29 protein-coding genes are annotated in these 19,631 nt (G+C 30.3%); 28 read left to right on the top strand and 1 reads right to left on the bottom strand.

Annotated features, from left to right (window positions below):
• The 21 genes from ACJDTP_RS21375 (at position 1) to ACJDTP_RS21275 (ending at position 14,111) form a co-directional block, all read left to right on the top strand.
• Complete coding sequence (locus tag ACJDTP_RS21375; protein ID WP_406762398.1) at positions 1 to 534, top strand: phage baseplate protein; 534 nt, start codon at positions 1 to 3, stop codon at positions 532 to 534.
• Between the two features lie 15 nt (positions 535 to 549).
• Positions 550 to 873: a phage baseplate plug family protein gene (locus ACJDTP_RS21370; RefSeq protein WP_406762397.1), complete on the top strand. Its 324-nt coding sequence runs from the start codon at positions 550 to 552 to the stop codon at positions 871 to 873.
• A 40-nt stretch (positions 874 to 913) separates the two neighbouring features.
• Complete coding sequence (locus tag ACJDTP_RS21365) at positions 914 to 1,111, top strand: hypothetical protein (RefSeq protein ID WP_406762396.1); 198 nt, start codon at positions 914 to 916, stop codon at positions 1,109 to 1,111.
• Between the two features lie 49 nt (positions 1,112 to 1,160).
• Positions 1,161 to 1,595, top strand: coding sequence for a TM2 domain-containing protein (locus ACJDTP_RS21360; protein ID WP_479723089.1), 435 nt, complete (start codon positions 1,161 to 1,163; stop codon positions 1,593 to 1,595).
• Positions 1,596 to 1,665: 70 nt separating this feature from the next.
• A complete protein-coding gene (locus tag ACJDTP_RS21355) occupies positions 1,666 to 3,630 on the top strand; it encodes a phage protein (RefSeq protein WP_406762394.1) in 1,965 nt (654 codons plus the stop codon).
• A 12-nt stretch (positions 3,631 to 3,642) separates the two neighbouring features.
• Positions 3,643 to 4,197 carry a Gp138 family membrane-puncturing spike protein gene (locus ACJDTP_RS21350; protein ID WP_406762393.1) on the top strand — a complete coding sequence of 185 codons (555 nt, stop codon included), beginning with the start codon at positions 3,643 to 3,645 and terminating at the stop codon, positions 4,195 to 4,197.
• A 38-nt stretch (positions 4,198 to 4,235) separates the two neighbouring features.
• Positions 4,236 to 4,598: a contractile injection system sheath initiator gene (locus tag ACJDTP_RS21345; RefSeq protein ID WP_406762392.1), complete on the top strand. Its 363-nt coding sequence runs from the start codon at positions 4,236 to 4,238 to the stop codon at positions 4,596 to 4,598.
• Between the two features lie 15 nt (positions 4,599 to 4,613).
• The gene (locus ACJDTP_RS21340; protein WP_406762391.1) at positions 4,614 to 5,789 is read left to right on the top strand and encodes a baseplate J/gp47 family protein; all 1,176 of its coding nucleotides are present in this window, start codon (positions 4,614 to 4,616) and stop codon (positions 5,787 to 5,789) included.
• A 10-nt stretch (positions 5,790 to 5,799) separates the two neighbouring features.
• Positions 5,800 to 6,549 carry a baseplate wedge 1 family protein gene (locus tag ACJDTP_RS21335; RefSeq protein ID WP_406762390.1) on the top strand — a complete coding sequence of 250 codons (750 nt, stop codon included), beginning with the start codon at positions 5,800 to 5,802 and terminating at the stop codon, positions 6,547 to 6,549.
• A gap of 13 nt (positions 6,550 to 6,562) precedes the next feature.
• On the top strand, positions 6,563 to 6,778 hold the full coding sequence (locus ACJDTP_RS21330) for a hypothetical protein (RefSeq protein ID WP_406762389.1): 216 nt from the start codon (positions 6,563 to 6,565) through the stop codon (positions 6,776 to 6,778).
• A gap of 15 nt (positions 6,779 to 6,793) precedes the next feature.
• Positions 6,794 to 8,002 (top strand): hypothetical protein, encoded by a 1,209-nt coding sequence (locus ACJDTP_RS21325; RefSeq protein ID WP_406762388.1) that lies wholly within the window; start codon positions 6,794 to 6,796, stop codon positions 8,000 to 8,002.
• A gap of 1 nt (position 8,003) precedes the next feature.
• Positions 8,004 to 8,852 (top strand): hypothetical protein, encoded by an 849-nt coding sequence (locus tag ACJDTP_RS21320; protein ID WP_406762387.1) that lies wholly within the window; start codon positions 8,004 to 8,006, stop codon positions 8,850 to 8,852.
• 429 nt (positions 8,853 to 9,281) lie between these two features.
• On the top strand, positions 9,282 to 9,413 hold the full coding sequence (locus ACJDTP_RS21315) for a hypothetical protein (RefSeq protein WP_406762386.1): 132 nt from the start codon (positions 9,282 to 9,284) through the stop codon (positions 9,411 to 9,413).
• Between the two features lie 96 nt (positions 9,414 to 9,509).
• Positions 9,510 to 10,949, top strand: a complete 1,440-nt coding sequence (locus ACJDTP_RS21310; RefSeq protein ID WP_406762385.1) for a hypothetical protein — start codon at positions 9,510 to 9,512, stop codon at positions 10,947 to 10,949.
• Between the two features lie 20 nt (positions 10,950 to 10,969).
• On the top strand, positions 10,970 to 11,248 hold the full coding sequence (locus ACJDTP_RS21305; protein WP_406762384.1) for a hypothetical protein: 279 nt from the start codon (positions 10,970 to 10,972) through the stop codon (positions 11,246 to 11,248).
• A gap of 34 nt (positions 11,249 to 11,282) precedes the next feature.
• On the top strand, positions 11,283 to 11,456 hold the full coding sequence (locus tag ACJDTP_RS21300) for a hypothetical protein (RefSeq protein WP_406762383.1): 174 nt from the start codon (positions 11,283 to 11,285) through the stop codon (positions 11,454 to 11,456).
• Positions 11,457 to 11,562: 106 nt separating this feature from the next.
• Complete coding sequence (locus ACJDTP_RS21295) at positions 11,563 to 11,979, top strand: phage holin family protein (RefSeq protein WP_173710658.1); 417 nt, start codon at positions 11,563 to 11,565, stop codon at positions 11,977 to 11,979.
• A gap of 54 nt (positions 11,980 to 12,033) precedes the next feature.
• Complete coding sequence (locus ACJDTP_RS21290; RefSeq protein WP_406762382.1) at positions 12,034 to 12,471, top strand: hypothetical protein; 438 nt, start codon at positions 12,034 to 12,036, stop codon at positions 12,469 to 12,471.
• A gap of 70 nt (positions 12,472 to 12,541) precedes the next feature.
• Positions 12,542 to 13,327 (top strand): GH25 family lysozyme, encoded by a 786-nt coding sequence (locus tag ACJDTP_RS21285; RefSeq protein WP_406762381.1) that lies wholly within the window; start codon positions 12,542 to 12,544, stop codon positions 13,325 to 13,327.
• A gap of 254 nt (positions 13,328 to 13,581) precedes the next feature.
• Positions 13,582 to 13,743 (top strand): hypothetical protein, encoded by a 162-nt coding sequence (locus ACJDTP_RS21280; protein WP_406762380.1) that lies wholly within the window; start codon positions 13,582 to 13,584, stop codon positions 13,741 to 13,743.
• A gap of 89 nt (positions 13,744 to 13,832) precedes the next feature.
• A complete protein-coding gene (locus ACJDTP_RS21275; RefSeq protein WP_406762379.1) occupies positions 13,833 to 14,111 on the top strand; it encodes a hypothetical protein in 279 nt (92 codons plus the stop codon).
• A gap of 16 nt (positions 14,112 to 14,127) precedes the next feature.
• Here the strand turns inward: ACJDTP_RS21275 and ACJDTP_RS21270 are convergent, their stop codons facing one another.
• Entirely contained in the window at positions 14,128 to 14,280 is a 153-nt protein-coding gene (locus tag ACJDTP_RS21270; RefSeq protein ID WP_406762378.1) for a hypothetical protein, read from the bottom strand.
• A 70-nt stretch (positions 14,281 to 14,350) separates the two neighbouring features.
• Here ACJDTP_RS21270 and ACJDTP_RS21265 point away from each other — a divergent pair, with 70 nt between their 5' ends.
• From ACJDTP_RS21265 to ACJDTP_RS21235, 7 genes are all read left to right on the top strand, one after another.
• The gene (locus ACJDTP_RS21265) at positions 14,351 to 14,554 is read left to right on the top strand and encodes a helix-turn-helix transcriptional regulator (RefSeq protein WP_406762377.1); all 204 of its coding nucleotides are present in this window, start codon (positions 14,351 to 14,353) and stop codon (positions 14,552 to 14,554) included.
• 164 nt (positions 14,555 to 14,718) lie between these two features.
• The gene (locus ACJDTP_RS21260) at positions 14,719 to 15,621 is read left to right on the top strand and encodes a ParM/StbA family protein (protein ID WP_406762376.1); all 903 of its coding nucleotides are present in this window, start codon (positions 14,719 to 14,721) and stop codon (positions 15,619 to 15,621) included.
• Positions 15,609 to 15,821, top strand: a complete 213-nt coding sequence (locus ACJDTP_RS21255; protein ID WP_406762375.1) for a hypothetical protein — start codon at positions 15,609 to 15,611, stop codon at positions 15,819 to 15,821. The genes ACJDTP_RS21260 and ACJDTP_RS21255 overlap by 13 nt, the downstream gene beginning before the upstream one ends.
• Before the next feature lie 12 nt (positions 15,822 to 15,833).
• Complete coding sequence (locus ACJDTP_RS21250; protein ID WP_406762374.1) at positions 15,834 to 16,073, top strand: hypothetical protein; 240 nt, start codon at positions 15,834 to 15,836, stop codon at positions 16,071 to 16,073.
• Between the two features lie 268 nt (positions 16,074 to 16,341).
• Positions 16,342 to 16,584, top strand: a complete 243-nt coding sequence (locus tag ACJDTP_RS21245) for a hypothetical protein (protein ID WP_161223748.1) — start codon at positions 16,342 to 16,344, stop codon at positions 16,582 to 16,584.
• Positions 16,585 to 16,594: 10 nt separating this feature from the next.
• Positions 16,595 to 17,068, top strand: a complete 474-nt coding sequence (locus ACJDTP_RS21240) for a hypothetical protein (RefSeq protein ID WP_161223749.1) — start codon at positions 16,595 to 16,597, stop codon at positions 17,066 to 17,068.
• An 8-nt stretch (positions 17,069 to 17,076) separates the two neighbouring features.
• Positions 17,077 to 19,476, top strand: a complete 2,400-nt coding sequence (locus tag ACJDTP_RS21235; protein ID WP_406762373.1) for a hypothetical protein — start codon at positions 17,077 to 17,079, stop codon at positions 19,474 to 19,476.
• Positions 19,477 to 19,631: the final 155 nt, after the last annotated feature.

Raw genomic sequence — 19,631 nt, 5'->3', positions numbered from 1 at the left:
ATGGCGCAGGAAATATTTAAGACATATTTTGAAACAGCGCAAGGAAATTATTTGTTTGATGCTTATTTTAATATAGACCATGAAAGTACATTATCTATAACGGAACATCCAGTTCAAACAGGAGCTAATGTAGCAGACCATGCATTTATGCAACCTAATATATTGAGTTTTGAAATTGGAATGTCTGATGTAATGATTGATGTAACATATGGAGGGTTCCAAAGCTTTTCAAATGATTCAGCTAGTAGATCAGTAAATGCTTATAAAATACTAAGGCAGTTGCAATCTGATAGAATAATGATTAATGTTTATACAAAGTTATGGAATTATACAAATATGCTTATAGAATCTCTATCTGCATCTGATTCAAATGAGACAGCATATGCATTAAAAGCAAATGTGACACTAAAAGAATTGTTAGTTGCTACTGTTACTACAGTTAAAATCTCAGAAAGACCACAAAAGACAGATTTAACAAATGAGGGTGAGCAAAAGGTGCAAGAGGCAAGCGCATTAGCTAGTTTCCTTGATTAAAAGGAGGGAATTTAATTGTATATATTACCTGTAACATCAAATCCTAATCAAACTTTTACAAGTACAATACCTGTAGATAGTGGTTCAATAAGATTTAATTTTTTCCTTAGGTATAATACAGAATCCGGCTGTTGGGTGCTAGACATTTTAGATTCTAGTAATAACGGCTTAGTTTCAGGAATTAATTTAGTTACTGGAGTAAATCTGTTAGAGCAATATAGCTATTTAAAATTGGGCTCATTGAGATTAATAAAAGTGGACACATCTTTGACAGATGATTTACCTACTGAATATAATCTCGGAACTAGTTTTGTTATTGTATGGGGGGATACAGTATAAGGAATCAATCGAATATTATATAATGTAAGGAGGACAGAATATGGAAAACAATAGCATAGAGGTTGCACAGAAACAACCTCAAGTTAGAAATTATTGTTTTGAGCTAGCTGTTAATGAATTGCAAGAAGTTTTAGTTAAACATAATATATATCTAGCTCAATTTGATCAAGTAATATCACAATTACATGCTAAAATTATGCGCGAGAGCAAAATTCAAAAAGAAAAGTTGCTTGTTTAAGTTATTTAATGTAAAATTATGTTATAAAATAGCAATAGGGGGAGAGACAATGTATTGCAGGGAATGTGGAGAAATGTATTTTAATGATAAAGCTGTAATTTGTGTTAAATGTGGCGTAGAAAAAGGTAAAGGAAAAAAATATTGTCCTGAATGTGGAAATTCAATTCCTAATCCTAAATCAGAAGTATGTTTAAGTTGTGGAGTTTCTTTAAAAAGAGAACGGGAAATACAAACAACGCAAACTAGTTCGAATCCCAAATCAAAAGTTGCAGCCGCATTGTTTGCATTCTTTTTAGGTACTATAGGTATACATAGATTTTATTTAGGGTATACTGTTTTAGGAATTATATATATAGTGTTATTCATTTTAGGATTTCTTACATTGGGAATAACATGGATAATTGCTGGGATATGGGCATTTATAGAATTTATATTAATATTATGCGGAGTAATAAAAGACGTAAATGGAGATCCATTATCATAAAACAAAACTAATTAAAAGACTTTGATATTGTATTAAAGTCTTTTTTGTATGTATAAAGAGAGGTGATATGTTGAGTACGCAAGAAACTGTATGGAAATATTTAAGATCAAAAGGGGTACCAGAGAATAGTACAGCCGCAATAATGGGGAATATTCAACAAGAAAGTGAGTTCAATCCAAATGCAGTTGAAGTCGGTGGAGATGGATTTGGGCTAATTCAATGGTCGTATGATAGAAAAATACAACTTAAGGCATATGGAACTGATTTAATACATCAATTAGAATTTTTTTGGTCAGAATTAACAGGAGAAAATACAAGTGTAACCGGAGCCGAATACCAATGGTACGAAAACGATAAGTATTTTTCGCATAGTGAGTTTATGGCAGGCAGTGGAAGTATAGATAGATTGGCAGAAGCGTTTTGTGTATGTTTTGAAAGAGCAAACGCACAATTAGCAAATTTAAGCAATAGAATAACTTGGGCAAACAAGTATTACAGTCAATTTACAGGAACAATAGGAGATAGTGCTAATAGTAATTCTGAACAATTAACCATTGAAGCAACCAATTATCAAGTTATCGCCAATAGTGAGAAAAAAGGAGATATCTTTTTTGGAAGAAGATACAGGATAACAGTTGTTGATAATTCGGGTAATGCCTTAGATGTTTCAGATTTACATTGCACATTCAATATAGAAAAAACTATATTAATGCAACCTAATTCAAGTGTTATTGCTATTTATAATTTGAACGCAGTTACTGAGAATAAGATTATGATGTCTGGAGTTAGAGTAACAGTAGAAGCAGGTTATGAAGGATCACAATTTGGATTAATATTTGATGGCGATATTCTTCAAACAATTAGAGAAAAGGAAAATGGTAATACCTATAAGCTAACAATAGTGGCTTTAGATTCAGATAGAGCTATAAACTTTGAGATCGCTAATTACTCTATAGCTAGAGGACAAACTGCAAGAGATATAATTGAACATATAGCAAGCAAAGCAAGTACTCCTATTCCACTTGGAAGTATTTCTGATAAATTAAAAAATAGAACATTAACAAGAGGAAAAGTAATGTTTGGGAAAATAAGTGATTATATACAACAGATAGCTGAAAGTTATGACTTACATTTTTATATGGATAATGGTGAATTAAATCTAGTAAGCATGGATGAGTTACCAGATGGAGAAATATTTGAATTGAATCCAAGTTCTGGCCTTATAGGAGTACCTTCACAAACAGATTATGGATTAACAGGACAATGCTTATTAAATCCTCAAATTAAGCTTAATAGCCTTATTCATATAAATAATAGTTTGGTTAGAGCTAAGCAGATTGAAATTAATAGCAATAATTCTGCACCGAGTGTTTCAACGACTAGTACTAACAGTAGCGAAAATATGCCAAGCGTAAATAGTTCAAGACAAGCTATTATCGCGGAAGCTAAGAAAATATGCGATGATCCTAATGTTAGATATAGTCAAGAAAAGAGAGGACAGACAATAGGAGGAATAACATATTACGATTGTTCTTTGTTTGTAAAACATTGTTATGGAGTAGCAGGATTAGACATATTAGATATAACAACAAATCAATGGCAGCAAGTAAAAGCTCAAGGGCTATATAATATAGATCTTCAAGCTGCAATTGCTGGAGATATTGTATTTTGGTTTGATGGAGATGGCACATGTTATCATGTGGCTATATATGGAGGTAACAACGATATATATGCAGCAAGAACAGCTAATAAAACAGGTGATGAACAAGTATCTTATGGTCCTATTTATGGCGACTATGTTATAGGAAGACCAAGACCACTCATAGATGTAGATGGTGGAGAATTACCAAGTGCAAATAATGATACAAATTCTAATACAAATAATTCTCAAACTTTATTTAGATCACTTGATAAAGATGGAATCTATCGTATTATAGCTATGACGTATCAAGGCGATACAAGAGGAAATGATTGGTATATAAATTTTCAAACAATTACTCAAGAAGGTGGAGTAATTCCATCAGTTGCAAGTTAAGGAGTGAATACTTTGAGTAGAAATATAAAAGAGATAATTATATCTAATAATGATTCAGAGAAGGATAAAGCATTAGCAAAGTCAATAAAGAATGTAATTAGAGTTTCTATTCCTGGGATAATTCAAAGTTTTGATGCAAAAACTCAAACTTGCACAGTACAACCTTGTATAAGGGAAAAGGTTATTGGCTCTGACTATTCTACTTCATGGAAGGACTTGCCTTTATTGCTTGATGTACCAATTGTCATTCCTCGTGCTGGAAATTTTATTTTAACATTGCCAATAAAACAAGGTGATGAATGTCTTATAATATTTTCTGATATGTGTATAGATGGATGGCTTAGTTTGGGTGAAATTCAAAATCAGCTTGAAAAAAGAAGACATGATCTTTCAGACTGTTTTGCAATTTTAGGAACATATTCACAGCCTAATGTGATATCAAATTATTCTACAGATTCAGCCCAATTAAGAAATTTAGCTGGAACTCAATATATAGAAGTGAAAGATAGCGAGATTAATATAGTTGGAAATTTAAAAATAAATGGAGAAAATTATCAAGCACCTTAAAGGTGTTATTTTTATGCCTTTTTTTTAGGGGGGATATAATGAAATACCGCAAATTAGATGTTAATGGAGATTACACTTTTGGAAAAGGCCAACAATGTCTTACCTATGGAACTTATGCAGTGGCTCAAGCAATAAAAACACGTATGAAGCTTTTAAAAAATGAATGGTTTGAAGATTTAGAGGAAGGACTTCCACTGTTTCAGCAGATATTAGGAGTTAGAGGTACTGGAGATAATGTGACAATAGTTGATTCTCTTATAAAATCAAGGATTTTAGGAACTACTGACGTAAGAGGAATAGATAATTTTTCAAGCACTTACGATTCAAGTTCAAGGCAATATTCATACACCGCTACAGTTAACACAAAATATGGAGCTATTACAGTCTCCGATTCTTTATAGAAAGGATGTGGTTAAATGTCTTATATAACACCTGGTATTAATGATGCTGGAATTCATATTCCTACGTATGCGGATATTAGAGACAGCTTAATTTCAAGCGCTCAAAAAATTTGGGGTTCAGATATATATTTAGGGGCAGACTCGCAAGATTATCAGTGGATAGCCACTGTAAGTGAAAAAATATATGATGCCTTTCAATTAGCTGTAGATGTTTATAATAACAAAAGTCCTGTTACAGCATTAACAAATGCTCTAGATTCATTAGTAAAAATTAATGGAATAAAGAGGCAAGCTGCTACTTATAGCACAGTACCAGTAACTATTACTGGCATACCAGGAACACCAATAAGAAATGGTATTGTATTAGATATTGGCAATATTAAATGGGATTTACCAGACATAGTAACAATTCCTGAAGAAGGAAATATAACAGTTATTGCTACATGTGAAATAGCGGGTCCTATTGTAGCTAATGTAGGTGAAATAACAGGTATATATAATCCTGTTTATGGTTGGAAGGGTGCTTATAATCAAGAAAGTGCAACTTTAGGTTCGGAAATTGAAAGCAATAGTAAATTAAGAAAAAGGCAATCTACAAGCACAGCACAACCAAGTAAAACAGTGCTGGAAGGAACAAAAGGTGCCGTAGCAAATGTCGCTGGAGTTACAAGGTCAGAAGTATATGAAAATGACACAAATGTTGTGGATTCTAGAGGATTACCGCCACATTCTATTACAGCTGTAGTTGAAAATGGTGATAACGAAGATATTGCTAAAGCTATTTTTGCGCATAAAGGGCCTGGATGTTATACAAATGGTGATATAGAAATTGAAGTTACAGATTCGGCTGGTGAAATTACCCCAATAAGATTTTTTAGAATTGAATATGTAGATATAGATGTGGTTGTAAATGTTAAGGCCTTAAGAAATTATACAACAAATACAACAAGTACTATTAAAAATAACATTGGAACTTATCTTAATTCATTAGGAATAGGCTCAAATTTAGACATATCTGCTTTATGGGGAATTGCTTTACAGGCTAATGCTGATTTAACAAATCCAACATTTTCAATAACAGGCCTAACAGCAGCTAGACATGGAGGAACGCAAGGAACCAATGAAATAGATTTGAGTTTTAAAGAAATAACAAGAGGCGATGTTAATTACATTACCATTAATGTGACATAGAGGTGGTTAAATGGCTATAGATAGTTATTTAGATAATATAACATCCCAACATAGAGATAAACCTAACTTCATAGCGTGGCTATCATCGAATTTAAATATAATAGATGATATTTATAATGTATTAAAAGGTATGGACGAAGCTTTTGATATAGATAATGCAATTGGAAATCAATTAGATACATTAGGAGTAATAATAGGAAGAGAAAGGGCTTTAACATTTCAACCTTTGAATGGCTTTGATCCTGTTTTAACAGATGATTACTATAGATTAGTATTAAAAGCTAAAATTGCATTTAATATGTGGGACGGAACAATACCGTCAATGTATGAAATTTGGAGTAATATCTTTGGAGATGATCCTGATTTGAGTTTACAAATTAAAGATAATCAGGATATGAGCTTCAATGTCTATATAACAGGATATGCAGACCAAATACAACAGGACTTGGTACAGCATGGGTATATTGTTCCGAAGCCTCAAGGGGTCAAGGTTAACTATATTGGGCGTTCTAAAATTCCGTTCAAGCCTTATTCGGCTATGAAAGTTACGGTTTCCAAAGTTGAAACTATAAATACGAATTGGGATCCAGCAGAAAAAATTCATGCAAATTCTTATATTGCTATGAAAGTAGGAATTATAAAAACCGAGGTGATTAAAACGGGACAGCCTGAGGATGTAATTTGGGAAGCGTTAAAAGCAACTGAGCCTACATGGTCTGATAAGCAAAATTATTCATGGTCAGATACTAAAACTTATTAAGGAAGGTGAAGCGATGCAGTATTCAACTAACTTTGGATTTAAAATGCCTGAAGACACTGACAAAGTAAATCAAGAGGATTTTAATTATAATTCCAAGATTATTGATAAAAAACTTATACAAGCACAACAAACACTTGAATTGGTGGATATCTTAATAAAAGGTTCAAAAGTAGTAGATGAGGGTGGAAATTATCTTGTAGATGAAAATGGTAACTATATCGTTAGCTAATAAGGAGGAATGAAAATGGCAGAGTTAAAAATAAGCGATTATATAGATGTAGATAGCATAGATGGAACAGAACTTATTCTTGTAAGTAAGGATGGATCATACAGAAAAACAACAATAGAAGAAATAAGAAATTTAGCAAGTGATATAGCTAATACAGCCTTAGCAGATTTACTTAATAAAGCTGCAAGTGCTCACGATGTAAAAAATATATTAAATGCAATCAATAATAATTTCGAAAATCTTAATGCGCAATTGTCAGATTTGACGAACAAAGTATATGAAAGAAAATTTAACCCTAAATTTATGCACACACTTCATATTGGGCAACCACAGGATAATTTAGGGAATATATGGATAGAAGATAATGAAACTACACAATCATATTTAAACGGTTTATCAAACATGCACCTTGATGGTCTAAACATATGTGTAAATATTGCTTATAACAAAAACATAAGTTCACTATATCAAGTAGAGAGCAATGAAAAAATTATTGATACTATAAATAAATGCAATATATTAAATATAAAAGTAAATTGCATTAAATGCCATTTATCAAAAATTAAAATTAGTGATATAGATTCTATGACGTATAGCACTTTTTTTAGTACCTATAAATCAATATTGATTTCATTAGCTAATAATCTACATTTATACAATATTCCTTATTTTATAGTATTTAATGAGTATAATCTTGTTTATAATTATCTAAATACCGCAAATTTATCACCCACATTAGACATAATAAATTCTATAAAAGCTATCGGTTATAAAACTGGAATATCTCCTGGTGGGATAAATGATGCCTTTTCTATAAGCGATTCAATTTTAGAAGCTTGTGATATTATGTGTTTAAACTACTACCCTTCAGTTGGAAATAAAGGAAGTTTAACAACTTTGAGAGAAGTAGAAGAAGCTATTGTGTCTGGTGGTATCAATGAATTTATCAACATGGTTAAACTAAAATTCCCAAATAAACCAATAATAATAAGCGAGACAGGGCTAATGGATTATTGGAAATCACTAGAGTTTCCTTCATGGTATAATTTTGAAGAATCGGATAAAATTAAAACCAACGGAAAGGTAATAAGTTTATACTTACAGGGATTATTTAATGCTTTAAATGACTTAGATATATCTGAAGTTTGGTGGTGGTTTAATTTATATAATAGTTATGAAAGTGTCATTAATACTTTTGATGAATATTTGAAGGGAGGTATGTAAAATGAATAGTGTTAATGTGAACGATGATGCATTTACAAACCTTATAACAATTGGCAGTGAGCTTGGGAAATACGCTAAGATAATATCGTTTAAGAAGGAAGATTATATTGATGGAATAAATGATTTATTAGCAAAAGTTAGAGTATTTTTAGATATAACTCAAAACGAAATTATTTTTAATATAATACGTGTTAATGATACAATTAATATTGTTATTATAAAAAATGATTTAGAACTAGGTATTGCCTTTGCTGAAAGTACAACAGAATATATAATTTATGCTTATAGCACTATGGTAAATACAAGAATAGGGGTACAGGTTCTATATGCTCAAAATAAATCATACTTAAATTTATATTCGGGACAAAAACATAATATTTCTCCAAGTGATATTGTTCAAAAAAATATATTAGATTGTAGGCTAAACGTTTATCACAAAACAGAAACCAGAACATACTATTACTGGTTTAGAGCATTCGATATTGATATTGTTAATCTTAATGCTAATCATTTTACGGGGGTTATTAATTTCCAGCATAAATTTGATTCGACACTTTATGGTGGAAAAATATTTGTAGATATAAAGGGTACAACACCTACTATTTTATTAAGTGGAATCTATACATGTGCTTTAGACAAAACTATATTTAATATTGGAGTAGTCATAAATGGAGATGGAACTTTAAGTGTATACTTTCAAAATACAAAAACTGGAACAAATATTGATTGGTGTTTTGAAAAACTACCAGATGATATTATGTTGGTAAATAAAATAAAAATTTATGATAAACACGTAGGACAGTATAGTATACCCGATGGAACGCATGGTACAGTATTATTATTAAATTAATGAGAGATGGGTATTAAAATGGCATTAAGTATAAATAAAGAAATAGATTTAGTATATGCAGGTGTTTTTAATAATATAGAATTATTAAAAACGCTTAATAATACTTTACAGATGTGATTACAAAAACTATAACCGTAACTAATATATATATAACTAAAATTGAAGGTAATGGTGAAAATATAACTATAGACGTAGCCTTTTATAATCAAAAAAAATGGTAATACTATTATTCCTAATATGTCGTATAGCTTTATTCCAAATATAACGGACACATCTCTAAACTTCATTAAACAAGGCTACGAATACTTGAAGCATCTTGATTAATACAGAAATGCAATTGATTTACTAGATGAGGGACAAAGAGCTTAGTTTGTTCACAATAGGAAACAGGGATGCAGTATTAAGAAACTAAGAATGGAGGTATGAAGCATGACAGGTAAAGATTTAATTAAGAAAATCAAAGAACTTGGAGTTGAAAAAGAAGTTGTATTTTCAGAAGATTATATGAGAATACAACTTCAAGATGTTAAGATAGAAAATAATAAAATAGTCTTAAGGTAAATAGGATGTAGTAAAATAAAAATTTTAAAAGCAATAAAAGAGGACTAGCAATAGTCTTTTTTTGTTGCCTATTTTAATAAAGAAAGGAAGATGTAAATGGCTAATTTTAATAGCATGATTCTTACAAATAAAGGGCAAGTTTTATATGCTAAAGGCCAAGCTGGTAAAGTAATAAATTTCACTAAAATAGCTGTTGGAATAGGTGATGTTGGAAATACAGATCCACAAACTCTAACAGATTTAGTTAGTAAAAAATTTGATATAGCAATACAATCCAAAGCAGTTAATACATTAGAAAAAGTAGCTATAATTAGTGGGACTTTAACAAATGAGAACATGACAGAGAGCGTTTATATTCAGGAAATAGGGCTATATGCACTTGATCCTGATGATGGAGAAATTCTTTATTCTTACGCAAGTGCTGGGGAATATGGAGACTATACTTCGCCAGCTTCAAACGGTCCATACGCATGGAACTATCAAGTTTATGCAGCTATAGGTAATGCGGCTAATGTGACTGTTACATTAAGCAATTTGCAGTATGATACAAGCGTTATTAATTCGAATACAACATTTTCAATTATAAAAGGAACTACTCAAAAAGAAATAAATAAGAGCATAGATAATAAATTCAAAATTTATCCAACTACTAATGACGGGAATATTTATACAATTACAAACACAGATATTGATTCTTTAACAGATGGTTATCCACTAAAAGTAAGATTTAATGCAGCTAGCACAGGTAATTCGACACTAATAGTTAATAACTCAAGTGCAATGGATATAGTAGATTATTTCGGTAATAAAGTCTCAAATATACGGAAGGATTTAATTGCTAATGTTATCTATGATGCTAAGAATTCAAATTTTCAATTGTTGGGTAAAGGAGGTGAGGGGGATGCAACCGAAGATCAAGTTTTATTAGGGAAAAAGGTAACTGTAAATAGTGGAGTTATAACAGGTAAAATGCCTGATAATAATAAACCAAGTACAAATTTACCTATAAACGGAACTTATACAATACCAAAAGGGTATCATCCAGGTACAGAAGTTGTTACCCAAGACATTCCGACAAAATCAGCAGAAACAATAATACCAGGGACTACAGATAAAACAATTGCTGCAGGACAATATCTTTCAGAAGTGCAAACAATCAAAGGAGATTCTCACTTGACTCCAGAAAATATAGTAGCTAATGTACAAATGTTTGGTGTTACAGGAACAGCAAGAGGCTCTAGGGAAGCATCAGGAACACTCGCAACAAATGTATCTTCACAAACTATCACTTTAGGGAATAGACCTAAAGTTGTATTTGTTTATACTTATTTATTAGAATCAAGCTCTGAAAATACTCATGAATCAAACTATAATATAGTAACGGATTATTGGAAAATGTATTTTTCAGATGATCATGCAGGGAATCATGGTGGAATGGATACTTCTAATATAATTTTGACCGATACAGGGTTTACATTTAACGGAAATTTAAATCCTAGTGATGGTGAAAGTGGTAGCTGGAGAGCTTATTATTAAGATCAAGGAGGAATTATTTTATGAAAACACTAGTTATTTATGATAATACAGGATATATATTTTTTCAATTAACATCAGATAAGAACAGAATACCTGAAGGAGGTATTCAATATTTAGAGGATGAAGTTCCAACAGGAAAAAGAATAGTAGGAATTGATGTTTCTGTAACACCAAATACACCAATATATGAAGATATTCCAAAAACAGATATGGAAAAATTACAAGAGAAGGTAGAAGATTTGATACAGGCTAATGCAGAATTAACAAGTATAGTAGCAATGGAAACTCCACATGCTTAATATAATAAATTTAATTTTAAGGAGAGTGTTTAGAATGCAATTCAATAAAAACAGTGGATGTGTAAAGGTATGGGTTACTTTAATAGTAGGAGGTACCTATGAATATAAAGATGTTCCGAACCTTTTAAATTTACAAGAACAAGTAAAATTAGTTCTTGTTGATATGGGAGCTATGGAAAATACAGTGACAGAAAGTACTGCGTCATAGAAAATTCAGACTAATAAAATAATAAAAGTAATAGATCAGCACCGATGAGGTGTTTTTTTATTGTCTATATTTGTTGTTAATTATTATGAAACAAGGCAGGTGTAATGTGGAAGATGTAATAAAATATTTTAAAACAGCAACAGCAATAATAGGGACTATATTTACTTGGCTATTTGGAGCTTGGGATACACCATTAGGTGTATTAGTAACATTTATGGCTTTAGACTATGCGACGGGAGTATTAAGAGGATACGTGAATAAAGAATTGAGTTCTGATAAAGGGCTTAAAGGAATAGCCAGAAAAGTAGTTATATTTGCAGTATTAATTGTAGCAGTGTTATTAGATAGATTGCTTAATTCAGGAACTTGGGTATTTAGAACGATGACTTGCTATTTTTACATAGCGAATGAAGGACTGAGTTTGATAGAAAATGCAATAGGTTTAGGAGCTCCAGCTCCAGAAGGTTTGAAAGATGCATTAGCACAATTAAAAGACGGTGAGAAAAAAGAAATTAAAGAGTAGCCTTTTACGGTTGCTCTTTTTTAGTAATTAAAATTTAGAAAGAAGGAATTTAAAATGATAAAGTCATTAGTAAAAATCTTAGTTAAATTATTCGAGGCAAAATTAGAAAAGGCAGGAATAGAAACAACAATATTAAAGAATAGAAATTATTTCGTAGAAGCTAAAAAGGTTTGGAGCGCGCTTGATGAAAATGAGAGAATTTCTAAAACTATAGAAGAAAAAATGGTTTCTAAGATAGATCAATTCAACGAATCATTATTAAAAAAGTTTCCTGAACTATCTCAAAAAGACATTGATGATTTACGCCAAGCTATTGGTGGTGCAGTTAATGCTGGTAAGGAAGCAGTACTAGATAATTCTACAATTATAAAAGAATTACAAGAATCAAATGCTAAATTACAAGCAGAAAATGCAAGTCTAAAAGATCAACTAAGCAAATTTCAATCGCTTGCAGCAGCAACAGTAAACACAGATGCACAGCAAACAGTATAAGCATAGTTTTTAGGGTAGCCTTTAGGGTTACTCTTATTTTTATATTTAAAATAAGAAAGGAAGATATAAAATGAAAGGTATAGATATAAGTAATCATAACGGAAATATAAATTTTAACCAGGTAAAAGCAGCAGGAGTAGAAGCTGTTTATATTAAAGCTACGGAAGGAACAACTTTTAAAGATAGTTATTTAGACACCAATTATTCAAATGCGCATTACTCAGGATTAAAAACAGGATTCTATCATTTCTTAGTTGGAACTAGCGAGCCAGAAACTCAGGCTAATAGTTTTTATAATGTTATAAAAGATAAAGCCAGTGATCTTATTCCAATGCTAGATGTAGAAACTAATTTTGATGGATTAATGGATTATATATTAAGATTTATTGCTAAATTTAAAGAGTTATCAAACATGCAAATTGGCATTTATACTTATACTAGTTTTATGGAGAACTTAGATAATAGAATTGCTGATTATCCATTATGGGAAGCTAATTACAACAATACTCCATGGCAATTAAATTCTAATTTCTTTACTAATAGAGTGGGGCACCAATATAGCGAAACAGGCTCTGTAAGTGGAATAAATACTGATTGTGATATGAATGAATTTAATGAAGGAATATTAAATAAAACTAGTGGATATATAATTACTAACTATTTACCTAATGGTTATCAAGGTGATAATACTTTTAATGGTGTTGATGCTGATTATGTACTCCAATATTTTAAAGATGTTAGGTGTTATTTTAGAGGAAATGAAAAAGGGGTATGGATAGAAACTCAAAACTTGCCTATGAGCAAATGTTTAGAATTAAAGGAGACATTAGGAAGTTGGTTTTATTCTATAGGATAGTGATAATTTAATATATAAAAGTGTCAAGGGTATAGATTAATTTCTATACCCTTTATTTTTGCATATAATTAATACACGTTTATGAATTATTCGTAAATAGAATACACGTGTATTGACAAATAAAAATAGATGTATTATATTTATATTATCAATTAGGAGGTGATTTTACGGAATTAAAAGATATAAAAACAATACAAGAGGTGGCAGATGAATATAATATTTCTCGTCAAACACTGCATGGTAGGCTAAAAAATTTGCAAGAAGGAATAGAATACAGGAGACTAGGAGAAAGGCAACCAATATTATTATCGCCTGAAGGTGTAAAGAAAATAGTTAAATCCACAATAGAAGATTATGAAAACATGAGCAAAGAAGAGCTAATCAATATTATTAAAGAAGGAAATAAAAGAAAATAATAAAAGGCAGCAGCCGAAGCTACTACCTAATCCATTTTGCAAAATTAGTATAGCATAGGCGGCTCCTAAAAATCAAGGGAGTTGATATTATGAATGTAGATAAATTAAAAGATAAGTTACTAAAAGGAACATTTTTTTATTATAGAGATAGCTTGTACGTAAAGGGTGATATATACAATGTTGTAAGCTATGATGATGGAGAATTAGAGATATTTTTTAAAGGTGGAATAGTAGGCGTATATAAAGACAAATTAAAAACAATAAGAAGGCCAGGGAATATAATCGAGAAATTTGACTGGTGTTATATATTAAAAGATGAATATGATGAGTGTATTGGATACATCGGAAAGATTGAAGAAATAGCATAAATAAAAAGGGCTAGGGTTAAATTCCTAGCTTTTTTGTTGAGTAAATTATTATTCTATCTATTAGTATGCCATATAGAATTAGAGGGCTTACATCGCCACAGATTGTTAAAACAGCACCCACAATAGCTAGTACCATATAGAAATGAGACTTGCTTGAAATAAAGTCCATAATACACCTCACAATATAATATTATTTTAATTATTACCAATACATGGTAAAATATACGTGAGGTGGTATTGTGGGGGTAAAAAATAAATTAAAAGAAATTAGAATGAAAGACTACATGATGAATCAAAAAGAGTTTTGCAATATGCTCAAAATAAGTCAAAGCACTTATTCTAGTATAGAATCAAATAAGATACAAGGGAATATTGAAAATATATTATCAATAGCTAGAGCACTTAATCGTAAGGTAGAGGAAATATGGTACCTTGAAGATTAGGTGCCTTTTTATTTTGAAAATTATATCGAGTATTAGGAAAAATATTTAATTATAAAATAATTTTCTAAAATTAGGAAATATTTCGAATAGTAGTGCATACATATATAACATAAAGGCGAAGATGAAGCCGATAGGATAAAAAGTTTAAAAAATAGGAGGTCAATATGGAGACAATAGGCACAGATTTTGGCAGTTGTAATCTTAAGACGAGCGAAGGGATAATCATACCTTCAAAAGTTAAAAAGTGTACTAATTTTTTCGGAACTGAGTACTTAGTTGAGCTTGAAGAAGAATCTTACATTATTGGAGAAGGAGAATATGACACTATTTTAGATAAAACTAAAAAGGAAAATTTTTTACCAATGTTATGTGCAGCTTTAGGTATGAGTACAAAAGAACAAGTGGTCAGGGTAGTAGCTGGGTTGCCTATAAATCAGTATAAATCAAAGGCGAAAGAGAAACTTGAGCAGATAATACAAGATAATAGAATGCTTAATTTTAAACTCAATGGTATTGAAAGGCATATTATAATCGAAAATTTTGCGGTTACAGCAGAAGGAATAGCAACTTATTATTCATTGCCTGTAGAACAGAGAAAAGAGCTTAAAGATAAAGATATTATTCTTTTAGACATTGGTGGAAGGACCAGTGACATAGCATTAATAAAAGCTGGTAAAAAAAGAACAATAGGGGAAAGTACAAGCCTAGAGATAGGAATGATAAACATCTATAAAGATATTATAAATGAGGTTAACTCAAGATATACTTTAGGGCTAGATATTGAAGATGCAGAATATATCCTAAAACATGGTTTAGAGGTAGATGGAATAAAACAAGAAACACGATTTATAAAAGATATATTATTAAACAATATAAAGAAAGTATTTAAAGAATTAAATGTGTGTTACCCAGTAAGAACGTCGCCTATTTTAGTTACTGGTGGAGGCGGAGAAGCTTTTTTTAAAGCAATTTATAGAAGATATCCAACCGCAAAAATGGTAGATAATCATATGTTTTCTAATGCTATAGGATATAAAAAGGTAGGTGAAAAATTATGGAGAGATTAAGAATTGTAATAGAATTTAGTGGGAAAAAGGAAGAAGAATATAAGTTGTTTCACAATTTGCAAAAACATTCTAATCCGGCAGCTTATATAAAGGATGTTTTATTAGGGCTCGTACCTATACCAGGACAATTTAAACAAGCAGATACAAATGATAATGTAAAAGACGATGCAGATTTTGAAGAAGATTTAATGGATGTTTAGGAGGGATCAATTATGAAAATAAATTTAAGAAAAAACGAAGTAGTCAGGATTAAATTAGATGTTGATACATGTAGTGTAGTAATAAATGATAAAACTTTTACAGAAAAAATATCCGCCTTAGATGTTGCTAGAGTAGGTAAGAAATATGATAAAAAATTTAAAGATAGTTTCATAAGGAATATTTATCAAAGATGCATAGGAATTGGAACTGATGAATACAAAATGTGTGTTGACTACAGTTTTGAAGCGTAAAAATAGCCTACCAGACAGGAAGGTAGACTATCTTTAAGGTCGCTTATAATATAAGCTTATGCAATCACCTATAAAAAGATGAATGTTTTTAAGAATATTTAACAATTAATTTACAAATTAGTGATAGGATGCTAAGAGCAATTAAAATATAGCCACTTCCTATCCAAGTTTTTCTGATTAAGGTTTCTAAATTCATAATGAATTCTCCTTTAGAGTTTTTATTATAAGTATATCCAATCTTCTAGAAATTATAATGGAGGTATTTAAGATGTTAGACCAGTTAGATAATATTTGGAATAGCTGTACAAATTGGCTTGGACATATTTCTAATCAGGCTATAGGGAACGGATTAATTATTATTGGATCACATATGGAAGAAGTTGCTGGGGTACTAATAATGGTTGGCATTCTTTTTTGGATGCTTAAAAATACAAAAGTGTTTCGTTATGGCTGCATAACTTACGCATTAGGGTTGTTAATAGAATTAATTGGGTCAGTAATGGTTAAATAAGGAGTGTAATATGGAAATAAGTATTATTTTAGATAATAAAGTTGTTTATTCTAAAGAATTTAAGAGAATAGCTAAAGAACTAGAACGTGAAAAGACATCCCATGAATTAATAGTTGAAATTGAAAATAAACTAAAAACACTAATGTATAATGAAAAGTTGGTTAAAACTATTTTCTCATTAGCTAATGGTATATTAATCGCTAATTGTAATATCTCTATGGCGAGTGCTAATGACTTAAACACCACAGCAGTAACTATAAGAAAAAGCATAAATCCTATAGTGGAATTAATGGCTAGTTTGGGATACCCATTGACCTACTTTATGTTTGTTGTTGGAATGATGATGATAATTACTGGAAAGAAAAGCAAAGGACTTGAAGTTATGAAGTGGGCTGCTATAGGGTATGTTGGATTGCAAGTTGTACCTTTCTTTTTGGGATTGTTACAAGAAATAGGACATGACCTTAGAAGTTCCTTAGATTAGGTGATACCATGAAAGGATTAAAAATAATACCTCATTCTACATTAGATAATACCAATATTAAAGATTTAGTAAAAGCACTTCATAATCCCATGAGATATATAGAAAGATATAATTTTGATTGTTTAGATAAACTATTAGAAGAAGGCAAGTCGGTTCCGGTGAAAAAATTATTTAGAAGAGGATCCATAAAAAAACTATTAAAAGAAAAAGAAGATACGGACCTATTGGTTTTGCAAAATACATTTATTTATGAAATACAAATAACAAAAGAAAATATAGAATTTTTACTATTGAATAGAGACCTAAATAAGGTAAAGAAAATATATTCAAAATACATTGATAAGATAAAGTTTAACGATAATATAGTAGATTATCAAATTCCAATTAACAATGATGTAAGTGTTGCTGAAATGGTGAATAGAGAACATTTTATGTTTTCATTGAAAACCACAAATAGATCGCTAGAACCATTAAAATATATTCTAGATTTAAAGAGGAATTTGAAAGAAGATGAAATGTTTATATATCAGGTTATAATAGAACCGCTAAATACTGATTGGTGGACAACTTATACAAAAGCATATAAAAGCTTTAAAGATGGAAAGATGCCAAAGAAATTTCAGCTAAAATTAAAGGATATCTTTAATATATTTGGAAATATTACTTTAGATTTAGCATTAGAGTTATTGTATTGTTTTGAAGAAATAATATTTGGAACAGATGGAGTAGAAAAAATAGATACCACAGACGATGACGTAAGTGTTATGAAGAGAGAAAAAGGACTTTCTAACTCAACTATAAGAAAAGGAACTGAAAAAGGTTTTGAAACAGCTATAAGAGGTATAGTATATTCAAAGTCAGAGGCTAGACGGGAATTTTTACTAGAACAATTTAGTAATTGTTTTGGATGCATGGACCTGGATAATAACTTAGTTATGAGAAAAATTAAGAATACAAAAGACAATATGAAGAGAATTGCGAATAGAGAGCTATTTTGGAACCCAATTAATGATTCAAAATTTATATTGAGTGTATCGGAGCTTGAACATTTTCTACAACTGCCTCAGGTTACATTGCAAAAAGAGCTTGGAATAGAAAGATTAGATTTTGCAGAAATAAAGCTTGCTAAAGAGCTATTAGAAGGTTATATTCCTATAGGTCATATTTATGGAGGAAAAGGAATTGCATATTGGAGTAAAATAAAAGATTTACTTTGTTTATCTAAAGCTATAGTAGCGGTAAAAGGTGCAGGAAAATCTAAATACTTTGAAAACTATGTTTATAATGCCTATAAAGGTGGAGATTGTGTTGTTTATTTTGACTATATAGAAAATAATCAAAATGCATTGGAAGTAGCTAAACACATACCTAAAAATGATGTTATTACATTAGATCTAAGCAAAGGATTCACATTTGATTATCCAGAACTAGATATAAATACTATACCAAAAGATGATGAATATAACCGTAATATCAAACGATTTGCCAGTGATTATTGTATGCTAATGGAAAAGTTCATAAATACAATTAACACAGGAGATGCACAGCCTTTGACAGCCAATATGAGGAATATTTTAATTGCTGCATGTAGTTTGACTTTCTTAGCTGGATTTACAGATATGTATTCAATCTACAAAGTTCTTACTAATTATAGATTTAGATATACAGTGGTAAAGAAAGTTAAAGAAATGAAGATCTATCATGATGATGATTTTAGATTTGAGGTTATGAAGTCGCTAGATGTTATGGCTGATAGTAAAAAAGGTAGCAAAACTACTAATACTGTTATAGGGACAAATGACAAAGCTGATAGGGTATTAGATAGGTTTAATGCATTATTAAGAGACAGCAGAACTGAAGAAATGCTTTTAGGTATAGATAGAAATAATGTTAACTTTGTAAATATATTTGAACAAAATAAGGTTGTATTAGTTTTAATGCCTGAAGACTATTTTACCGATTATGAATTAAAAGATATAGTAATGACTTACTTTTTATCTAGAATGAAATTAGCAGGTCAAAAAAGAGCGGCACTTATTAAAGACAGAGAGAAAAGAAAAGTGGTTCATATAATGTTAGATGAAATACATCAATTAGACAACAGTACAAGCCTTATGATTAAAAACATAGCAGAGGATAGAAAATTTAGAACAACATATGTATTTACATGCCAGTTTTTAAAACAGTTCGGAAGGCTGTGGGATGCAGTTAAAGGGACGGGGTGTAATTTCATGTTATTAGCTGGATGTGAAAAAGAGAATTTTACATTATTAAAGGAAGAGATAGGATTTAATTTTGAATTAAATGATTTAATAAAAATGCCAGCATTTCATAGTCTCAATATAGTTAGAGGTAGGGAAAAAACAATAACCACATTTATGAGCAAATTGCCTGAAGAATTAAAATAAGAGCTAGGGAATAATCTTAGCTCTTATGACATATTTGAATTTTTACTATTCGTAGTTATGTATTAAAATTAAATTTTATATACTTTGGATTTCCTTTCTTTTTTCGGAATTTTAATATTTATATTTTTGCATTTAGGTAAATTGAGCATCTGTTC

The sequence above is a fragment of the Candidatus Clostridium helianthi genome (genome assembly GCF_045310795.1).
Classification (GTDB): domain Bacteria; phylum Bacillota; class Clostridia; order Clostridiales; family Clostridiaceae; genus Clostridium; species Clostridium helianthi.
This window is presented reverse-complemented; position numbering and strand designations above follow the sequence as displayed.

Excerpts from the sequence above, each read along its gene's own strand:
- ACJDTP_RS21375 (WP_406762398.1), top strand. The coding sequence starts at position 1 with ATGGCGCAGGAAATATTTAAGACATATTTTGAAACAGCGCAAGGAAAT.
- ACJDTP_RS21365 (WP_406762396.1), top strand. The coding sequence starts at position 914 with ATGGAAAACAATAGCATAGAGGTTGCACAGAAACAACCTCAAGTTAGA.
- ACJDTP_RS21360 (WP_479723089.1), top strand. The coding sequence starts at position 1,161 with ATGTATTGCAGGGAATGTGGAGAAATGTATTTTAATGATAAAGCTGTA.
- ACJDTP_RS21345 (WP_406762392.1), top strand. The coding sequence starts at position 4,236 with ATGAAATACCGCAAATTAGATGTTAATGGAGATTACACTTTTGGAAAA.
- ACJDTP_RS21340 (WP_406762391.1), top strand. The coding sequence starts at position 4,614 with ATGTCTTATATAACACCTGGTATTAATGATGCTGGAATTCATATTCCT.
- ACJDTP_RS21335 (WP_406762390.1), top strand. The coding sequence starts at position 5,800 with ATGGCTATAGATAGTTATTTAGATAATATAACATCCCAACATAGAGAT.
- ACJDTP_RS21330 (WP_406762389.1), top strand. The coding sequence starts at position 6,563 with ATGCAGTATTCAACTAACTTTGGATTTAAAATGCCTGAAGACACTGAC.
- ACJDTP_RS21325 (WP_406762388.1), top strand. The coding sequence starts at position 6,794 with ATGGCAGAGTTAAAAATAAGCGATTATATAGATGTAGATAGCATAGAT.
- ACJDTP_RS21320 (WP_406762387.1), top strand. The coding sequence starts at position 8,004 with ATGAATAGTGTTAATGTGAACGATGATGCATTTACAAACCTTATAACA.
- ACJDTP_RS21315 (WP_406762386.1), top strand. The coding sequence starts at position 9,282 with ATGACAGGTAAAGATTTAATTAAGAAAATCAAAGAACTTGGAGTTGAA.
- ACJDTP_RS21310 (WP_406762385.1), top strand. The coding sequence starts at position 9,510 with ATGGCTAATTTTAATAGCATGATTCTTACAAATAAAGGGCAAGTTTTA.
- ACJDTP_RS21305 (WP_406762384.1), top strand. The coding sequence starts at position 10,970 with ATGAAAACACTAGTTATTTATGATAATACAGGATATATATTTTTTCAA.
- ACJDTP_RS21300 (WP_406762383.1), top strand. The coding sequence starts at position 11,283 with ATGCAATTCAATAAAAACAGTGGATGTGTAAAGGTATGGGTTACTTTA.
- ACJDTP_RS21290 (WP_406762382.1), top strand. The coding sequence starts at position 12,034 with ATGATAAAGTCATTAGTAAAAATCTTAGTTAAATTATTCGAGGCAAAA.
- ACJDTP_RS21285 (WP_406762381.1), top strand. The coding sequence starts at position 12,542 with ATGAAAGGTATAGATATAAGTAATCATAACGGAAATATAAATTTTAAC.
- ACJDTP_RS21275 (WP_406762379.1), top strand. The coding sequence starts at position 13,833 with ATGAATGTAGATAAATTAAAAGATAAGTTACTAAAAGGAACATTTTTT.
- ACJDTP_RS21270 (WP_406762378.1), bottom strand. The coding sequence starts at position 14,280 with ATGGACTTTATTTCAAGCAAGTCTCATTTCTATATGGTACTAGCTATT.
- ACJDTP_RS21260 (WP_406762376.1), top strand. The coding sequence starts at position 14,719 with ATGGAGACAATAGGCACAGATTTTGGCAGTTGTAATCTTAAGACGAGC.
- ACJDTP_RS21255 (WP_406762375.1), top strand. The coding sequence starts at position 15,609 with ATGGAGAGATTAAGAATTGTAATAGAATTTAGTGGGAAAAAGGAAGAA.
- ACJDTP_RS21250 (WP_406762374.1), top strand. The coding sequence starts at position 15,834 with ATGAAAATAAATTTAAGAAAAAACGAAGTAGTCAGGATTAAATTAGAT.
- ACJDTP_RS21245 (WP_161223748.1), top strand. The coding sequence starts at position 16,342 with ATGTTAGACCAGTTAGATAATATTTGGAATAGCTGTACAAATTGGCTT.
- ACJDTP_RS21240 (WP_161223749.1), top strand. The coding sequence starts at position 16,595 with ATGGAAATAAGTATTATTTTAGATAATAAAGTTGTTTATTCTAAAGAA.
- ACJDTP_RS21235 (WP_406762373.1), top strand. The coding sequence starts at position 17,077 with ATGAAAGGATTAAAAATAATACCTCATTCTACATTAGATAATACCAAT.